Raw genomic sequence first — 15,845 nt, 5'->3', positions numbered from 1 at the left:
AGGTGGTTGGCGGTCCGTTGTGGTGCAGGCCGGCTGCAACCCCTTAGGGGCGCGGGGAACTGCGCGACCAGCCCCCCACCGGGCCGCGGCCGCCATACGACATCGCGAGGCACTTCCCTGGGCGCCCGGCCCAAGCCCAGCGCAGCTGTCCGCGGGGAACTGCGCGACCAGCCCCCACCGACCCGCACTCGCCACACGACCTCGCGAGGCATTTCCCTGGGCGCCCGGCCCAAGCCCAGCGCAGCTGCCCGCGGGGAACTGCGCGACCAGCCCCCACTGACCCGCCCCCGCCCAACAACCAGACCCGGCACCCTCATAGGCGCCCCGCCCGAGCCCAGCGCAGCTGCCCTCACGCGCCGTCCCGCCCCACCGGCACCTTTGACGTACTCTCCGGTGCCCCGGGGGCGCTGCCGCGTCGGGCAGTGAACCTTGTTGCCAGTGGTTCCGTGTAGCGGGCCGTCAAGGGGCCCAGGATGACCAGGATGAGGACGTAGGCCGTGGCCAGGGGGCCGAGGGAGGGTTCGATGCCGGCCGAGACCGCCAGGCCCGCTATGACGATCGAGAACTCGCCGCGGGCCACCAGCGCGCCGCCCGCGCGCCAGCGGCCCCTGGGGGAGATCCCGGCTCGGCGGGCCGCCCAGTAGCCGGTGGCGATCTTCGTGGCCGCGGTGATCAGGGCGAGGGCCAGGGCGGGGAGCAGGACCGGGGGGATGCTCGCCGGGTCCGTGTGGAGGCCGAAGAAGACGAAGAAGACCGCGGCGAACAGGTCGCGGAGGGGGCTCAGGAGGGTGTGGGCGCCCTCGGCCACCTCTCCCGAGAGGGCTATGCCTACGAGGAACGCGCCCACCGCTGCTGAGACTTGGAGTTGTTGGGCCACGCCCGCTACGAGGATCGTCAGGCCAAGGACCACGAGGAGTAGCTTCTCCGGGTCGTCGCTGGAGACGAAGCGGGAGATGAGGCGGCCGTAGCGGACCGCGATGAACAGGACCAGGCCTGCTGCGCCGAGGGCGATGGCGAGGGTCACGCTGCCGGCCAGGAGGCCTGCTCCGGCCACGAGGGCGGTGACTATGGGCAGGTACACCGCCATCGCCAGGTCCTCCAGGACCAGGACGCTCAGGATGACCGGGGTCTCCCTGTTGCCGACTCTGCCCAGGTCGCCCAGGACCTTCGCTATGACGCCCGAGGAGGAGATCCAGGTGACGCCCGCCAGGACGACCGCCGCCACCGGGCCCCAGCCCAGGAGGAGGGCGGCCGCGGCGCCGGGGAGGGCGTTGAGGGCGCCGTCGACCAGGCCTGCGGGGTAGTGGGCCTTGAGGTTGGTGACCAGGTCGCCGGCCGTGTACTCCAGGCCGAGCATCAGCAGGAGGAGGATTACGCCTATTTCGGCGCCTATGGATACGAACTCCTCGCTCGCGCCCAGAGGGAGCAGGCCGCCCTCACCGAAGGCCAGGCCGGCCAGGAGGTAGAGGGGGATCGGGGAGAGGCGGAAACGGGCGGCGAAGCGGCCCAGGAGGCCCAGGCCGAGGATGATCGAGCCGAACTCGATCAGGAGGACCGCGGAGTGCATGCTTCCTACTCCCGACCGAGGATCGCTGCTGCCGCGTCCACGCCCTCGCGGGTGCCCACGACGATGAGGATGTCGCCGCCCGCCAGGCGGAAGTCCGGCGCGGGGGACGGGATCGCCTCGGCGCGGCGCAGGGCCGCCACGACGGAGGCTCCCGTGTCGGTGCGCATCTTCGTGTCGCCCAGGACCCGGCCGTTCCAGCGGGAGCCGGCCGCCACCTCGATGCGTTCGGCCACCAGGCCCAGGTCGGAGGTGTAAAGGAGGCTCGCGCTGTGGTGGGAGGGCTTCAGGGCGTCGATCAGGGCGCCCGCCTCCGAGCCCGTCAGGCGCAGCGACTGGGCGCAGGAGTCGGGGTCGTCGGCCCGGTACACGCTCACCGTGCGGGCGCCGTCGCGGTGCGCCACCACGGAGAGATGGCGGTCCTCCCGGGTCATGAGGTCGTACTGGACCCCGATCCCCGGCAGCGGCGTCGCCCTCAGGCGTGGAGCAGACACGTTTCTCCCTTGTGTTTCGCGTGATCACGGATGCGGTTTGCATGGTGCCAGTACCCCGTACGGTGGCGATATGGGTGACGTGACGGATATACGCGAGCGGCCGGACCCGGCGACGCTGGCTGCGGAGACGTCGTGCGGGGCAGAAGAGGGGAGCGGAGGTCGGGCCGTGTCGTTGTTCTGGCGGATCTTCTCGCTCAACGCCGCGGGCCTCGTCGTCGCCGCCGCGCTGCTGCTCGGGCCCGTCACCGTGTCCACGCCCGTCCGGCGGGGGGAGGTCGTGGTCGTCCTCGGGGGGCTGGTTCTGTTGCTGGCCGCCAACGCCGTCGTACTGCGGGTCGGGCTCGTTCCGTTGCAGCGGCTGGGGCGGGCCATGGCCGCCGCGGACCTGCTGCGCCCCGGGGTGCGTGCGCCCGTCTCCGGTCCTTCCGAGACGGCCGCGCTGATCACGACGTACAACACGATGCTGGACCGGCTGGAGGCCGAGCGCGCGACCGGCGCGGCCCACGCGCTCTCCGCCCAGGAGCGGGAGCGGCACCGCATCGCGCGTGAGCTGCACGACGAGGTCGGGCAGACGCTGACGGCCGTGCTGCTGCAGCTCAAGAGGGTCGCCGACCGGGCGCCCGAGGAGTTGCGGGAGGAGGTCGGGCAGGCGCAGGAGGCCACCCGGGCGGGGCTCGACGAGATCCGCCGGATCGCGCGCCGGCTGCGGCCCGGGGTGCTGGAGGAGCTCGGACTGCCCAGTGCCCTGCGGTCCCTCGCGGCGGAGTTCACCACGCACGGGCTGACCGTGCGTCATCACGTGGGCGGCGAACTGCCCCGGTTGACCGAGGAGTCGGAGCTGGTCGTCTACCGGGTGGCCCAGGAGGGGCTCACGAACACCGCGCGGCACTCCGCCGCCGACCGTGCCGAAGTGCGGCTCCAACCGGTCGCGGGGGGTGTCGAGCTGCTCGTGCGGGACAACGGGAGCGGTCTGCGCGGGGCGGCCGAGGGGGCCGGGATACAGGGCATGCGGGAGCGGGCGCTGCTGGTGGGGGCCGCGTTCTCGGTGGAGGCCGGGCCCGGGCGGGGGACCGATGTGCGGTTGCGGATACCGGTCGTGGCGGGGGTGCGGTGATGGCGGGGCCGACCCGGGTGCTGCTCGCCGACGACCACACGCTCGTACGGCGGGGAGTGCGGCTGATCCTGGAGGGGGAGCCGGATCTCACGGTGGTGGCCGAGGCCGGGGATGGCGCGGAGGCCGTGGAGATGGCACGCGCGCGTGAGGTCGATCTGGCCGTGCTGGACATCGCGATGCCCCGGATGACGGGGTTGCAGGCCGCGCGTGAGCTGTCCCGGCGGCTGCCTGACCTGCGGATACTGATCCTGACGATGTACGACAACGAGCAGTACTTCTTCGAGGCGCTCAAGGCCGGGGCCAGCGGGTACGTGCTCAAGTCCGTCGCCGACCGCGATCTCGTCGAGGCGTGCCGGGCCGCCGTTCGCGACGAGTCCTTCGTCTATCCCGGCGCCGAGCGGGCCCTGGTGCGCTCCTACCTCGACCGGCTGCACCGTGGCGAGGACCTGCCCGCTCGGGCCGTCACCGAGCGCGAGGAGGAGATCCTCAAGCTCGTCGCCGAGGGGCACACCACGAAGGAGATCGGGGAGCTGCTGTTCATCAGCGCGAAGACGGTCGAGCGGCATCGGGCGAACCTGCTGGCCAAGCTGGGTATGCGGGACCGGCTGGAGCTGACCCGCTACGCGATCAGGGCCGGGCTCATCGACCCCTGAGGCGTGAGTGCGAGTGGGGGTGCGTGCCGCGTCGCCGCCTCACGACATACGCACCCGCCAGGCCGAGCCCGCCGAGTGCCAGCGCCACTCCCACCGCCCGTTCGAAGGCGGCCGGGCCCACGCTGCCCCCGCTGCCGCCCTGGACGCCGAGCGTCGGAGCGACCGTCGCCACGCTCGCGACGGAGGTGTCCCTGCGGGGCAGCACCTCGCAGGCGAGGCCGTCGTCCACGCCCTGGTCCTCGTCGAGCCGGTTGGGGTCGGAGCGGTCGAGGTCGAACCTCGCCTGCGCGTCTTCCTGGTAGACGAAGTCGGCGCAGTCCAAGTCGTCTCCGGCGTGGGCGACGCCGGTCAGCGGTCCGGTGGCCAGGATGACCACCGCCGCGCCGGTGAGTGCGGTGCGTATTGCCATGGGTCGTGCCTTTCGGTGGGGCCTGAACAGCCGTCACCGCGACCCTAGGAACGCGCCCGGCGTTCGGCCCGTGGTGCTGGGCCGAACGGGCGCGCCTCGTCACAGAAGGGTGTCCCAGTCCTCGTCGAAGTCAGCGGCGTCCAGGAACAGCACGTCCGACGGCTGCTCCGATCCCCGCAGGGACTGTTCCGTCCAGATGCACTTGCCCGTGGGCGTGAAACGGGCGCCCCAGCGGGTCGACAGAGCCGAGATGAGCTGGAGGCCCCGGCCGCCCTCGTCGGTCTCCGTGGCGCGGCGGATCCGGGGCATGGTCTGGCTGCCGTCGTAGACCTCGCAGATCAGCTCGGCGGTGTGCAGGAGACGGAGGCGGACCGGGCCCCGGGCGTGCCGGACGACGTTGCCCACCAGTTCGCTGACCAGGAGTTCAGCGGTGGGGATCAACTCCTCCAGGTCCCAGGCCGCCAGCTGCTCACGGACATGGCGGCGGGCCAGGCTCGCGGCCTTCGGGTCCTCGGGCAGCGGCCAGGAGGCCATCCGGTCCGCGGGCAGCGCGTGCAGCCGGGCGACCAGGAACGCCGCGTCGTCGGCGGCCTGCTGGTCCGTCGGCAGCAGATCGGCCGTCAACGTGTCGCACAGGCGTTCAAGGTCTACGGCGGTCCCGTCGGCGTGGGCCGCGCCGAGCAGTCGCGCCAGATCCGCCATCCCCTCGTCCATCTCCCGCTTCGCCGACTCCACGAGGCCGTCGGTGTAGAGCACGAGCAGACTGCCCTCGGGCACCTCCAGTTCGACCGTCTCGAACGGCGGCTCGGCGGCGCCCAGCGGTGGATCGGCGTCCGGCTCCGGGAAGTGCACGGTGCCGTCGGGACGGACCAGGGCGGGCGGTGGATGGCCGGCCCGGGCGATGGAGCAGACCTGGGTCGTCGGGTCGTAGAGCGCGTACAGGCAGGTGGCGTACGACGCCTCGCCCATGCCGCCGACGATGTCGTTGAGGTGGCCCAGGATCTCGCCGGGCGGCAGCTCCAGGTCGGCCAGGGTGTGCACGGCGGTGCGCAGCCGGCCCATCGTGGCCGCCTCCGGCAGACCGTGGCCCATCACGTCACCGACGACGAGGGCGACCTGGCCGCCGGACAGCGGGATGAGGTCGTACCAGTCGCCGCCCACGTCCGCGCCTGGCCCGGCCGGCAGATAGCGGGCGGCCGCCGTGCACGCGGGCAGGTCGGGCAGCGCCTGGGGGAGCAGACTGCGCTGGAGTTCCCGGGACCGGGTGTGTTCGGCGTCGTAGAGCCGGGCCCGCTCCAGGGACTGGGCGACGAGCGCGGTGATCGTGGTGAGCAGGGCGCGTTCCTCGTCGTCGAGGACCCGCGGCCGGTCGAAGGAGACGACGCACACGCCGAAGGTGTGACCGGACGCCGTCAGCGGCAGGAACGCCCAGGACCGCTTGCCGCCGCGGGCCGGGAAGTCGGCCATCTCGGGGTAGAGCCGCGCGTACTCCTCGGCCGAGGACAGGAACAGCGGGACGTCGGAGGTGATGGTGTCCCAGGCGGGGTGGCCGGCGGCCGAGCGCGGGCGGCTGTCGAGCAGGGCGACGAACTCGTCGGGGTAGCCCACCGCGCCGACATGGTGGAGCCGGTCGCCCTCGACGGCCTGGACCATCAGCCCCGAGGCGGCGAACGGCGGCAGCACCCGCCGGGCGACCGCGTCCACCACGTCCCGCGAGGTCGTCGCCTTGGCGAGCTCCGTGGTCAACTCGGCGATCCGCACCGCGCGTTCGGCCGCGGCCCGCTCGGCGGCCTGCCGCTCCTCGGCCAGCCTGCGCTTCTCGGTGACGTCCTGGAAGTACAGGGTGCGCCCGTCGGGGCCCGGCACCAGCCGCACATGGAGCCGGGCGGGGCAGCTGTCGACGCGTACGTCGAAACCGGCGGGCTTCTCCTCGGCCGCCGCCTCAAGACAGCGGCGCTTGAGGTCCGGCACCTCGCGCGCGGCGGGCAGGTCCCACAGCAGCCGACCGAACAACTCCTCCTCGGAGAAGCCGAGGAAGCGTTCCGCCTCCAGGTTGGCGAAGGTGATCCGCCACTCGTCGTTCACGGCGAGGAAGCCGTCGCTCATGTTCCTGAGGGCACGGCTGAGCGCGTCCCGGGCGGTGCGCGACTCGTTGCTCTCCCAGCCGACGCCGATCATCCGCAGCGGCTCGCCCTGCTCGTCGTAGGTCGCCCGGCCGCGCGCCTGCGTCCAGCCCCAGGTGCCGTCCAGGCGCCGTACGCGGTACTCGGCCTCGTAGACCGAGTGGTCGAGGATCGCCTGCTGGGCCGCCGCGAGGGTGGGGGCCAGGTCGTCGGGGTGGACGATCCGCATCCAGTTGTCGATGCGACCGGTGAAGTCCGCGCGCCGGGTGCCGTACAGCTCCAGCGCCGCCTCGTCCCAGATCAGGTCGCCGCTGCGGATGTCCCAGTCCCACGAACCGACCTGGACCTCCTTCAGGGCCTGCCGCAGCCGCTCCCCGCTCAGCTCCGCCTGGGTGGGGCCCGACGGCGGCGGTGCCTGGGCAATCCGGTCCTCGGTCCAGGCGACGACGTCCCGCAGGAAGTCCCAGTGCTCCGGGGTGGGCTCGCCTCGCTCACCGGCGAGGACGGTCAGCGCGCCGATGCTGCGGCGGCCGCTGAACACCGGGAGGGCGGCGAGGCCGGTGCCGGGCCAGGCGACCTCCTCCGAGGTGTCCTGGGACAGCGGCACCCAGACGCCCTTGCCCTGCTGGAGCGCGCGGGCCGGGGCCAGCGGGCCCTCCTGGTCGACGATCTCCCAGGAGCGGGTGAGGGCGGGCGGCAGGCCGACGGACGACACCAGCCGCAGGGCGGACATCGGGCCGCGCAGATGCATGGTCCCGCCGAGCGCGCTCAACTCCCCCACCGCATGCCCGAGCGCCAGCCGGAAGACCTCGCTCTCCGTCGCACCAGGGGCCACCGTGCCGAGAAGAGTGAGCCGCGCGTTCATGGAGGGAACCTATCGTTCCCGTTTGTGTTCGAAACCTGCTTCACAGTTTCCGACCGGCCCGCCCCGTCACTTCCGCACTTCAACTGCCTGTGGAGCACGGCAAGTTGCTGACATCTCGGACGTGTACCGTGCCGTCGGACGGACAGTCTCCGATCATGAGGAGCGGCATGGACATCGGTGTCTTCATCCCCATCGGCAACAACGGCTGGCTCATCTCGAAGAGTTCCCCGCAGTACATGCCGACGTTCGAGCTCAACAAGGCGGTCGTCCAGAAGGCCGAGGAACACGGGTTCGACTTCGCCCTGTCGATGATCAAACTCAAGGGTTTCGGCGGTGAGACCGAGTTCTGGGACCACTGCCTGGAGTCGTTCACGCTGATGGCGGGCCTGGCCGCGGTGACCGAGCGGATCAAGCTCTACGCCTCGACACCGATCCTCGCCCTGCCGCCGGCGATCGTCGCGCGCATGGCGGTCACCGTCGACTCCATCGCCCCCGGCCGCTTCGGCATCAACATCGTCACCGGCTGGGCGCCCGGCGAGTACACGCAGATGGGCGTGTGGCCGGGCGACGAGCACTTCGGCAACCGGTACGCCCGGGCCGAGGAGTACGTGACCGTGATGAAGGAGCTGTGGAGCGAGGGCGTCAGCAACTTCAAGGGCGAGTTCTACGAGATGGACGACTGCGTGCTCTCACCGCGCCCGGCGGACGGGCACATCGACATCGTTGCCGCGGGGCAGAGCGGCACCGGCATGCGGTTCGCCGCGGAACACGCCGACTACAGCTTCATCCTGGGCAGCGGCGTCAACACCCCGCTCGCCTTCTCGGACAGCGCGGCCACGCTGGCGGACGCGGCGCGGGAGACCGGGCGGGACGTCGGGGCGCTGTCGCTGTTCATGGTCATCGCCGACGAGACCGACGAGGCCGCCCGCGCGAAGTGGCAGGACTACCACGACAACGCGGACCGCGCGGCGCTGGCCTACATGGCGGGGGAGTCGGCCACGGACACCACCGCCGACGACTCCTCCACGGCCCGCACCATCGTGCTCCCCGAGGGCGCCGTGAACTTCAACATGGGGACGCTGGTGGGGTCGTACGAGAGCGTCGCGGGGATGCTCGACGAGATCGCGGAGGTGCCGGGCACCAAGGGGATCATGCTGGTGTTCGACGACTTCATCGAGGGCGTGGAGAACTTCGGGACACGGATCCAGCCGTTGATGCGGTCGCGGGAGGGGCGGGTGGGGGTGGGCTGAGGGGGTGGGGTCGGGGGCGGTTCGGTGGGGTCGGGTGTGGGTGCTGGTTCGGTGGAGTGGGTGTGGCTGGGGCTGCGGCTGCGGCTTGCTGAGGTGAGGAGCGTCTTCGGCTGAGGGCCGGTGCGGGGGGCGGGCAGGGCTGGCCGTGCCTGTGGGCCGGTGAGGGGGCGGGGCTGGTGCCGTGCCTGAGTGCCGTGGCGACGGCGACGGTGTAGGCGCCTGTGCTGTACGACCGGGCTCACCGGCGGCGGGCTCGTACACGTGCCTGTGCGGCGAGGCAGGGGCGGGCCGGCGGCGGGCTTGGGTACGCGCCTTTCCGTACGGCCGGGGTATCGGCGCCTGCTCGTGCGCATGCCTGTGACCAGGCAGGGGCGGGCTCGTACACGTGCCTTTCCGTACGGCCGGGTCTCGGCGCTCCGCTCATGCGCATGCCTGTGCGGCGAGGCAGGGGGGCGGCGGGCTCGTGTGCAGGCCTTTCTGTACGGCCGGGGTTTCGGTGCCCGCTCATGTACATGGCTGTCCCCCCAGGCGGGGCGGACCGGCGGCGGGCTCGTACACGTGCCTCGCCGTACGGCCGAGTCTCGGCGTCCCGTTCGGGCACGCGCGTGTGCCGTACGGCCGGGGCTCACCGGTGCCCCGCTCGCGCACACGGCCGCGCCTGTGCATGCGGCGGAGCCGCAGGTGGCCGTGCCCCGCCGGCGGGCGGGCGCGCATCAAGCCCCTCGGTCGGTCGAGGCGCCGGTCCGACGCCCAGGTGGCTCGTCTCCACGGCCGAGAGGCCGTTCCCGTGCCTGGCGGCGGCACCGGAGCGGCCTCTCGGTCATGGACCACCCGCAGGGGCGTCAGTCCGTACCGAACTCCATCGCCGCCCGGTCCAGCAGGGCCTCGTCCTCCGAGACCTCGCCGCGGGACGCGATCGCCTCGGCGCCGCCCTCGGGGAGCTCCGGCATGGTGCCGATCAGCCCGGTAGCGGCGGCCTGGGAGGCGCCGATCGTGGGGCTGCCGGTGCCGATCAGGCCGAGGCCCGCGTACTGCTCCAGCTTGGCGCGGGAGTCGGCGATGTCGAGGTTGCGCATGGTGAGCTGGCCGATCCGGTCGACCGGCCCGAAGGCCGAGTCCTCGGTGCGCTCCATCGACAGCTTGTCCGGGTGGTACGAGAACGCCGGACCCGTGGTGTCGAGGATCGAGTAGTCCTCGCCCCGCCGCAGCCGCAGGGTGACCTCACCCGTGACCGCCGCGCCGACCCAGCGCTGGAGCGACTCGCGGATCATCAGGGCCTGCGGGTCCAGCCAGCGGCCCTCGTACATCAGACGGCCCAGGCGCCGGCCCTCGTTGTGGTACTGGGCGACCGTGTCCTCGTTGTGGATGGCGTTGACGAGACGCTCGTAGGCCGCGTGGAGCAGGGCCATGCCGGGCGCCTCGTAGATGCCGCGGCTCTTCGCCTCGATGATCCGGTTCTCGATCTGGTCGGACATGCCGAGGCCGTGCCGGCCGCCGATCGCGTTGGCCTCCATGACCAGGTCGACGGCGGAGCCGAACTCCTTGCCGTTGATGGTCACCGGGCGGCCCTGGTCGAAGCCGACCGTCACGTCCTCGGGGGCGATCTCGACCGACGGGTCCCAGAACTTGACGCCCATGATCGGCTCGACGGTCTCGATACCGGTGTTGAGGTGCTCCAGGGTCTTGGCCTCGTGCGTGGCGCCCCAGATGTTGGCGTCGGTGGAGTACGCCTTCTCCGTGGAGTCCCGGTACGGCAGCTGGTGGGCGACCAGCCACTCCGACATCTCCTTGCGGCCGCCGAGCTCGGTCACGAAGTCCGCGTCCAGCCACGGCTTGTAGATCCGCAGGTTCGGGTTGGCGAGCAGGCCGTAGCGGTAGAACCGCTCGATGTCGTTGCCCTTGAAGGTGGAGCCGTCGCCCCAGATCTGGACGTTGTCCTCCAGCATCGCCCGCACCAGGAGCGTGCCGGTGACGGCGCGGCCCAGCGGGGTGGTGTTGAAGTACGCCCGCCCGCCCGAGCGGATGTGGAACGCCCCGCAGGTGAGCGCGGCCAGTCCCTCCTCGACGAGCGCGGCACGGCAGTCGACCAGACGCGCGATCTCGGCACCGTAGGCCTGCGCGCGGCCGGGCACCGAGTCGATGTCGGGCTCGTCGTACTGGCCGATGTTCGCGGTGTAGGTGCAGGGGATGGCGCCCTTGTCGCGCATCCACGCGACCGCGACGGAGGTGTCGAGACCGCCGGAGAAGGCGATGCCGACGCGCTCGCCGGCGGGGAGGGACGTGAGGACCTTGGACATAGGAAGATTATGCATCAGAACGCATGGTCATGCAAAGCCCCTGATTGCCGCCCCTGACGTGATTCAGGTCATCCATGTTCAGGTCACCCGTCGGCCCCGCATGCCATCTTGCTCCTGCCTTCACGCGGCGCTTGCAACTTGCCGCAGCCTGCGTAGCGGCTGGTCCTGTCGGTGATGCGGTGCGTTCGTAAAGGTTCGGTGGGTGGGGTGCGTCCGCTGTCGCGCCGGCATGTGTGGCTGGCCGTGGTTCCGTTGCTGTTGTCCTTCTGGGCCCAGGAGGGAGCGGCGGCCTACGGGGCGACGCGGCCGTCGCCCTCGCTGGGCACCGGGCTGGACCACGTGTGGAAGTGGCTGTCGGGCTCGGACGGCCCGGGCCCGCGCTCGAAGACCGGCTCGGCGCACGCCGTCCGTGTCGCGAAGACGTGGCAGGGACATCCCGCAGGCAAGGCGCCCGGAAAGGGCAAGGGGCATCCGGCCGCCTGGAAGGCGCCCGACGGCACCCGGGCCGAGCGGTCGCGGTCCGGCACGGCGCGGTCTCCTGGACGCCCGTGCTACGTAGGCTCGGACGACAAGCTGCACGGCCACTGGTGGAACGTGAGCGGTTCGGGCAGCGCCGACTTCGGCTCCACGGCACGGCCACCGACAACGCCTGGCACGACGCGGTGCTCCGTTCCGACGGCTCCACCCAGACCCTGCACCTGGACGGTGCCCCGGCCGACCAGTCCAACACGCTCACCTACCTCGGCGCCGGCTTCGCCAAGGCCTGGATCGACTCGCCGGGCGAGGTCAGTCCCTGGGTCGCACCCACACCACGTCCGATACCAGCAACGACCTGCGCGACGACGTCATCAGGACGCTCCTGCCGGGCCAGACCGCGCAGACGGCCGGCTACGACGCGGCCGGCCGCCGTACGGCCACAGCGAAACTGGACTCCAGTGGCGCCATGCTGTCCTCGACCTCAGCGACGTACGACTACGACAACGACGGCCGGACGAAGACCGTCACCGACGCCCGCCGGCACACCACGAGCTACGACCACAACGCCCTCGGCGACCTGACCCGGCAGACCGAACCGGTCAGCGACACCGCCTCGATCACCACCGACTTCGGCTACGACGCCGCCGGGCACCAGACCGCGTAGACCGACGGCAACCGGGACACCACCTACTGCGGCTACAACTCCCTGGGCCTGCGGGCCACCAAGGAGGTCCCGGCCGTCACCTGCTACACCGGCTACACCGGCGCGGCGGACCGGACCACCGCGTACACCTACGACGAGCGCGGCCGCCTGGTGACGCAGACCGACCCCGGCGGCGTCACCGTCACCAGCCACTACGACGCCCTGGACGACCTGACCGCACAGACCGGCACCGGCGCCGCCACCGCCGACCGTCACTTCGCGTACTCCCTCATCGGACACCTGTTCGCCTCCGCCTTCGGCGGCACCTGGGAGTACTACGACACCGACGGCCGGCTGACCACCGACACCCTGTCCACATCCGCCGACGGCACGGTCGCCAAGGTCGCCTACGACTGGGACGAGAACGGCAACCTGGCCTGTTCCCCGGCCCGGACCAGGAGATCGCCGTGACCGGCCGAGCCGTCGTGGGTTCACGCCGAGGACGGAGGAGCCGCTCACCCCGGGACGGGCGCTCCCCGCAAGCGCCTACCCTTGACCCATGACCATCAGCAGCGACCGGAGCCCGGCAGTGGACGTTTCATCTCCGAAAACGTACGAAGTGCGCACCTACGGGTGCCAGATGAACGTCCACGATTCCGAGCGATTGTCCGGGCTGCTGGAGGAGGCCGGGTACGTGCCCGCCCCCGACGGCTCCGACGGGGACGCGGACGTCGTCGTCTTCAACACCTGCGCGGTGCGGGAGAACGCCGACAACCGGCTCTACGGCAACCTCGGCCGGCTCGCGCCGCGCAAGGCCTCGCGGCCCGGCATGCAGATCGCCGTCGGTGGCTGTCTCGCCCAGAAGGACCGCGACACCATCGTGAAGAAGGCGCCCTGGGTGGACGTCGTCTTCGGCACGCACAACATCGGCAAGCTGCCCGTCCTGCTGGAACGCGCGCGCGTGCAGGAGGAGGCGCAGGTCGAGATCGCCGAGTCCCTCGAGGCGTTCCCGTCCACGCTGCCGACCCGCCGCGAGAGCGCCTACGCGGCCTGGGTGTCGATCTCCGTCGGCTGCAACAACACCTGCACCTTCTGCATCGTCCCGGCCCTGCGCGGCAAGGAGAAGGACCGCCGCACCGGCGACATCCTCGCCGAGATCGAGGCCCTGGTCGGCGAGGGTGTCTCCGAGATCACCCTGCTCGGCCAGAACGTCAACGCGTACGGCTCCGACATCGGCGACCGCGAGGCCTTCAGCAAGCTGCTACGCGCGTGTGGCTCGATCGAGGGGCTGGAGCGCGTCCGCTTCACCTCGCCCCACCCCCGCGACTTCACGGACGACGTGATCGCCGCGATGGCGGAGACCCCGAACGTCATGCCGCAGCTGCACATGCCCCTGCAGTCCGGCTCGGACACGGTCCTCAAGGCGATGCGCCGCTCGTACCGCCAGGACCGCTACCTGGGGATCATCGAGAAGGTCCGCGCCGCCATGCCGGACGCCGCGATCTCGACCGACATCATCGTGGGCTTCCCGGGCGAGACCGAGGAGGACTTCGAGCAGACCATGCACGTGGTCCGCGAGGCCCGCTTCACGAACGCCTTCACCTTCCAGTACTCCAAGCGCCCCGGAACCCCCGCGGCGACCATGGACGGGCAGATCCCCAAGGAGGTCGTGCAGTCGCGCTACGAGCGTCTCGTCGCCCTCCAGGAGGAGATCTCCTGGGACGAGAACAAGAAGCAGGTCGGCCGCACCCTGGAGCTGATGGTCGCCGAGGGCGAGGGCCGCAAGGACGGCGCCACCCACCGCCTCTCCGGCCGCGCCCCCGACAACCGCCTGGTCCACTTCACCAAGCCCGACCAGGACGTCCGCCCCGGCGACGTGGTCACTGTCGAGATCACCTACGCTGCCCCTCACCACCTCCTCGCCGAGGGCGCCGTACTCGACGTGCGCCGCACGCGCGCGGGGGACGCGTGGGAGAAGCGGAACGCGGCCGAGGCCGCCCAGCCCGCGGGTGTCATGCTGGGCCTCCCGAAGATCGGGGTTCCCGAGCCGCTGCCGGCGGCCACGGGCGGCTGCGCGGCGCACTGAGCGACGCCGGGACTCAAGGGGCGGGGCATGGGGCGCTGGGTGGTGGTCGTCGACCGCAACATCGGCAATCAGAACGACGTCGACGAGGTGGCGCATTTCGAGGGCACCCAGGACGAGGCCCGGGCCCGCCTTTACGAGATCGCCTGCACCCACCGCCCGGGCGTCGCCCTGCGCCAGAAGCGCCGACAGGTCTACCGGATCGGCGACGGAGACGCCTACTACGTGAGCGTCGAAGGCGCGATGACCACGCACCGCCTGATGTACCGGCTCGCCGAGCTGGCGTGGAGCACCCATCCGGAGGCCTGGCCCTGGGCGTGGAAGTAGGCTCCCGACCATGCTTGTCGCCGCCGCCGTCTGCCCCTGCCCGCCACTCCTCGTACCCGAGGTCGCCGCGGGTGCCGCGCCGGAGATGGACGTCGCGCGAGCCGCGTGCACGGACGCACTAGGGGTGCTGGCCGCCGCCCGGCCCGACCTCCTCGTGGTCGTCGGACCCGCCGAGCGCAGCGGGCGCGGTGTGCTGCCGGAGGGCACCCGGGGGTCGTTCCACGGTTTCGGTGTGGATCTCGACGTACGGCTGGGTCGGGACGCGGAGTCCGAGCGCGAACTCCCGGCCTCGCTCGCCGTGGCCGCTTGGCTGCTGGACCACACCGGCTGGTCCGACGCCCCGATCGAGGGACTCGGAGTGGGGGAACCTCTGGAGCCCGAGCGGTGTATTGAGACCGGAAGGGGAATCGCCGCCCGGGCCGAGCGGGTGGCGCTGCTGGTGATGGGCGACGCCAGCGCCTGCCGCACGCTCAAGGCACCCGGTTATCTCGACGAGCGCGCGGCCCCCTTCGACGCGGAGGTCGCGCGTGCGCTGGGCACGGCGGACGTGGCGGCGCTGCAATCGCTGGACGCCGAGCTGGCGTACGAACTGAAGGCCTCCGGCCGGGCCTGCTGGCAGGTCCTCGCGGGCGCGGCCGAGGGCGCGGGCCTGGGCGGCTCGCTGCTGTACGAGGACGCGCCCTACGGCGTGGGGTACTTGGTCACGACCTGGTCCTGAGGACCGTAGGAAAGTCGTTTCGCACCCGGAAACGGCGGACGGCCGGGGGCGTCCTGCCCCGCGGCCGTCCGTCGGTGTGCCGTGCTGCCGTTCAGGAAGCGGGCGGCGGTGGGGCCGGTGGCGTGGTGCCGCCAGTCGGTCCCTCCGAGCCGTCCTTGTGCGCGAGTCGGTCCATGGCGTCCTTGGCCTTGCCCGTGCCCGTCTGGATCCTGTCGCTGTACTTGCCCTTGGTCTTCTCGTCCACGACCTTCGCGGCCTTGTCGAGGCCGTGCTGGATCTTGCCCCCGTGCTGCTGAGCAAGTCCGGAGACCTTGTCCTTGGCTGGGCTGAGCTTGGATTTCAGATTGTCCAGGAGACCCATCGTTCACCTTCCCACGCGGGGGCAGTTACGTGCGGGCGCCCTCGTCGGCCTCACGGTCGGCAGCCTCCTCGGTGGACTGCTGCTTGGGGATCTCGACGCCCTCGGCGGCGGCCTCCTCGACGGCCACCGTCGCCGTCGATCCGTCCGCGTCCTCGGCTGCGGCCTTCTCCGTGACGTCGGCCTCGGTCTCGTCCTTGTTCGTGGCCTCGGTCTCCGCCTCGCCCTCGGGCCCGGCCGCCCCCTTCGCGTCTGCCGCCTCGTCCGCCGCGGGCTCGGCCGTCGGGGTGGCGGCCTGTGTCTCGGCGGTTGACGCGTCCTCCGTAGCCTTCGACCTGCGGAGAAGTCGTGCGAAAACGCCCATATCCACTCCATACGTTACTCGTGCGGGGGAAATCCCGCGTCGTCCGGTGCGCCCGTTTGAGTCGGCCGGATCGCCGCCTCCAGGAACAGGGCGGCGGAAACCACGC

Annotated in this window: 15 protein-coding genes; 8 read left to right on the top strand and 7 right to left on the bottom strand. The window is 71.6% G+C overall.

From position 1 onward, the window contains the following. Window positions 1-349: 349 nt before the first annotated feature. A complete protein-coding gene (locus tag AB0D34_RS13605) occupies window positions 350-1,567 on the bottom strand; it encodes a cation:proton antiporter (RefSeq protein ID WP_362661000.1) in 1,218 nt (405 codons plus the stop codon). Between the two features lie 5 nt (window positions 1,568-1,572). Further along, entirely contained in the window at window positions 1,573-2,058 is a 486-nt protein-coding gene (locus AB0D34_RS13600) for a TrkA C-terminal domain-containing protein (protein WP_059207261.1), read from the bottom strand. A 166-nt stretch (window positions 2,059-2,224) separates the two neighbouring features. Here AB0D34_RS13600 and AB0D34_RS13595 point away from each other — a divergent pair, with 166 nt between their 5' ends. Both AB0D34_RS13595 and AB0D34_RS13590 read left to right on the top strand, forming a co-directional pair. Continuing rightward, window positions 2,225-3,172, top strand: a complete 948-nt coding sequence (locus AB0D34_RS13595; protein WP_362660998.1) for a HAMP domain-containing sensor histidine kinase — start codon at window positions 2,225-2,227, stop codon at window positions 3,170-3,172. Beyond that, window positions 3,172-3,825, top strand: coding sequence for a response regulator transcription factor (locus AB0D34_RS13590; RefSeq protein WP_362660996.1), 654 nt, complete (start codon window positions 3,172-3,174; stop codon window positions 3,823-3,825). The genes AB0D34_RS13595 and AB0D34_RS13590 overlap by 1 nt, the downstream gene beginning before the upstream one ends. Here the strand turns inward: AB0D34_RS13590 and AB0D34_RS13585 are convergent. After that, complete coding sequence (locus AB0D34_RS13585) at window positions 3,812-4,234, bottom strand: hypothetical protein (protein ID WP_362660994.1); 423 nt, start codon at window positions 4,232-4,234, stop codon at window positions 3,812-3,814. The genes AB0D34_RS13590 and AB0D34_RS13585 overlap by 14 nt on opposite strands. A gap of 99 nt (window positions 4,235-4,333) precedes the next feature. Further along, on the bottom strand, window positions 4,334-7,222 hold the full coding sequence (locus tag AB0D34_RS13580; protein ID WP_362660993.1) for a SpoIIE family protein phosphatase: 2,889 nt from the start codon (window positions 7,220-7,222) through the stop codon (window positions 4,334-4,336). A gap of 167 nt (window positions 7,223-7,389) precedes the next feature. Here AB0D34_RS13580 and rutA point away from each other — a divergent pair, with 167 nt between their 5' ends. Next, window positions 7,390-8,472: a pyrimidine utilization protein A gene (gene rutA, locus AB0D34_RS13575; RefSeq protein ID WP_362661025.1), complete on the top strand. Its 1,083-nt coding sequence runs from the start codon at window positions 7,390-7,392 to the stop codon at window positions 8,470-8,472. Between the two features lie 842 nt (window positions 8,473-9,314). Here the strand turns inward: rutA and argG are convergent. Next, window positions 9,315-10,769: an argininosuccinate synthase gene (argG, locus tag AB0D34_RS13570; protein WP_362660991.1), complete on the bottom strand. Its 1,455-nt coding sequence runs from the start codon at window positions 10,767-10,769 to the stop codon at window positions 9,315-9,317. Window positions 10,770-11,712: 943 nt separating this feature from the next. Here argG and AB0D34_RS13565 point away from each other — a divergent pair. The 5 genes from AB0D34_RS13565 to AB0D34_RS13545 all read left to right on the top strand — a co-directional run bounded on the left by AB0D34_RS13565 (window position 11,713) and on the right by AB0D34_RS13545 (window position 15,017). After that, window positions 11,713-11,910, top strand: a complete 198-nt coding sequence (locus AB0D34_RS13565) for a hypothetical protein (RefSeq protein WP_362660989.1) — start codon at window positions 11,713-11,715, stop codon at window positions 11,908-11,910. A 42-nt stretch (window positions 11,911-11,952) separates the two neighbouring features. Beyond that, on the top strand, window positions 11,953-12,360 hold the full coding sequence (locus AB0D34_RS13560; protein ID WP_362661024.1) for an RHS repeat domain-containing protein: 408 nt from the start codon (window positions 11,953-11,955) through the stop codon (window positions 12,358-12,360). Between the two features lie 88 nt (window positions 12,361-12,448). After that, complete coding sequence (gene miaB / locus AB0D34_RS13555; RefSeq protein WP_362660987.1) at window positions 12,449-13,975, top strand: tRNA (N6-isopentenyl adenosine(37)-C2)-methylthiotransferase MiaB; 1,527 nt, start codon at window positions 12,449-12,451, stop codon at window positions 13,973-13,975. A 27-nt stretch (window positions 13,976-14,002) separates the two neighbouring features. Then, window positions 14,003-14,299 carry a hypothetical protein gene (locus tag AB0D34_RS13550; RefSeq protein WP_362660986.1) on the top strand — a complete coding sequence of 99 codons (297 nt, stop codon included), beginning with the start codon at window positions 14,003-14,005 and terminating at the stop codon, window positions 14,297-14,299. Window positions 14,300-14,309: 10 nt separating this feature from the next. Beyond that, window positions 14,310-15,017, top strand: coding sequence for a class III extradiol dioxygenase subunit B-like domain-containing protein (locus tag AB0D34_RS13545; protein ID WP_362660984.1), 708 nt, complete (start codon window positions 14,310-14,312; stop codon window positions 15,015-15,017). 91 nt (window positions 15,018-15,108) lie between these two features. Here AB0D34_RS13545 and AB0D34_RS13540 read toward each other — a convergent pair whose 3' ends face one another. Further along, complete coding sequence (locus AB0D34_RS13540) at window positions 15,109-15,378, bottom strand: antitoxin (RefSeq protein WP_362660982.1); 270 nt, start codon at window positions 15,376-15,378, stop codon at window positions 15,109-15,111. Window positions 15,379-15,403: 25 nt separating this feature from the next. Then, window positions 15,404-15,739, bottom strand: a complete 336-nt coding sequence (locus AB0D34_RS13535; protein WP_362660981.1) for a hypothetical protein — start codon at window positions 15,737-15,739, stop codon at window positions 15,404-15,406. Between the last annotated feature and the right edge of the window lie 106 nt (window positions 15,740-15,845).

This window comes from Streptomyces sp. NPDC048420 (assembly GCF_040651535.1).
In the GTDB taxonomy this organism is placed as follows: Bacteria; Actinomycetota; Actinomycetes; order Streptomycetales; family Streptomycetaceae; genus Streptomyces.
This window is presented reverse-complemented; position numbering and strand designations above follow the sequence as displayed.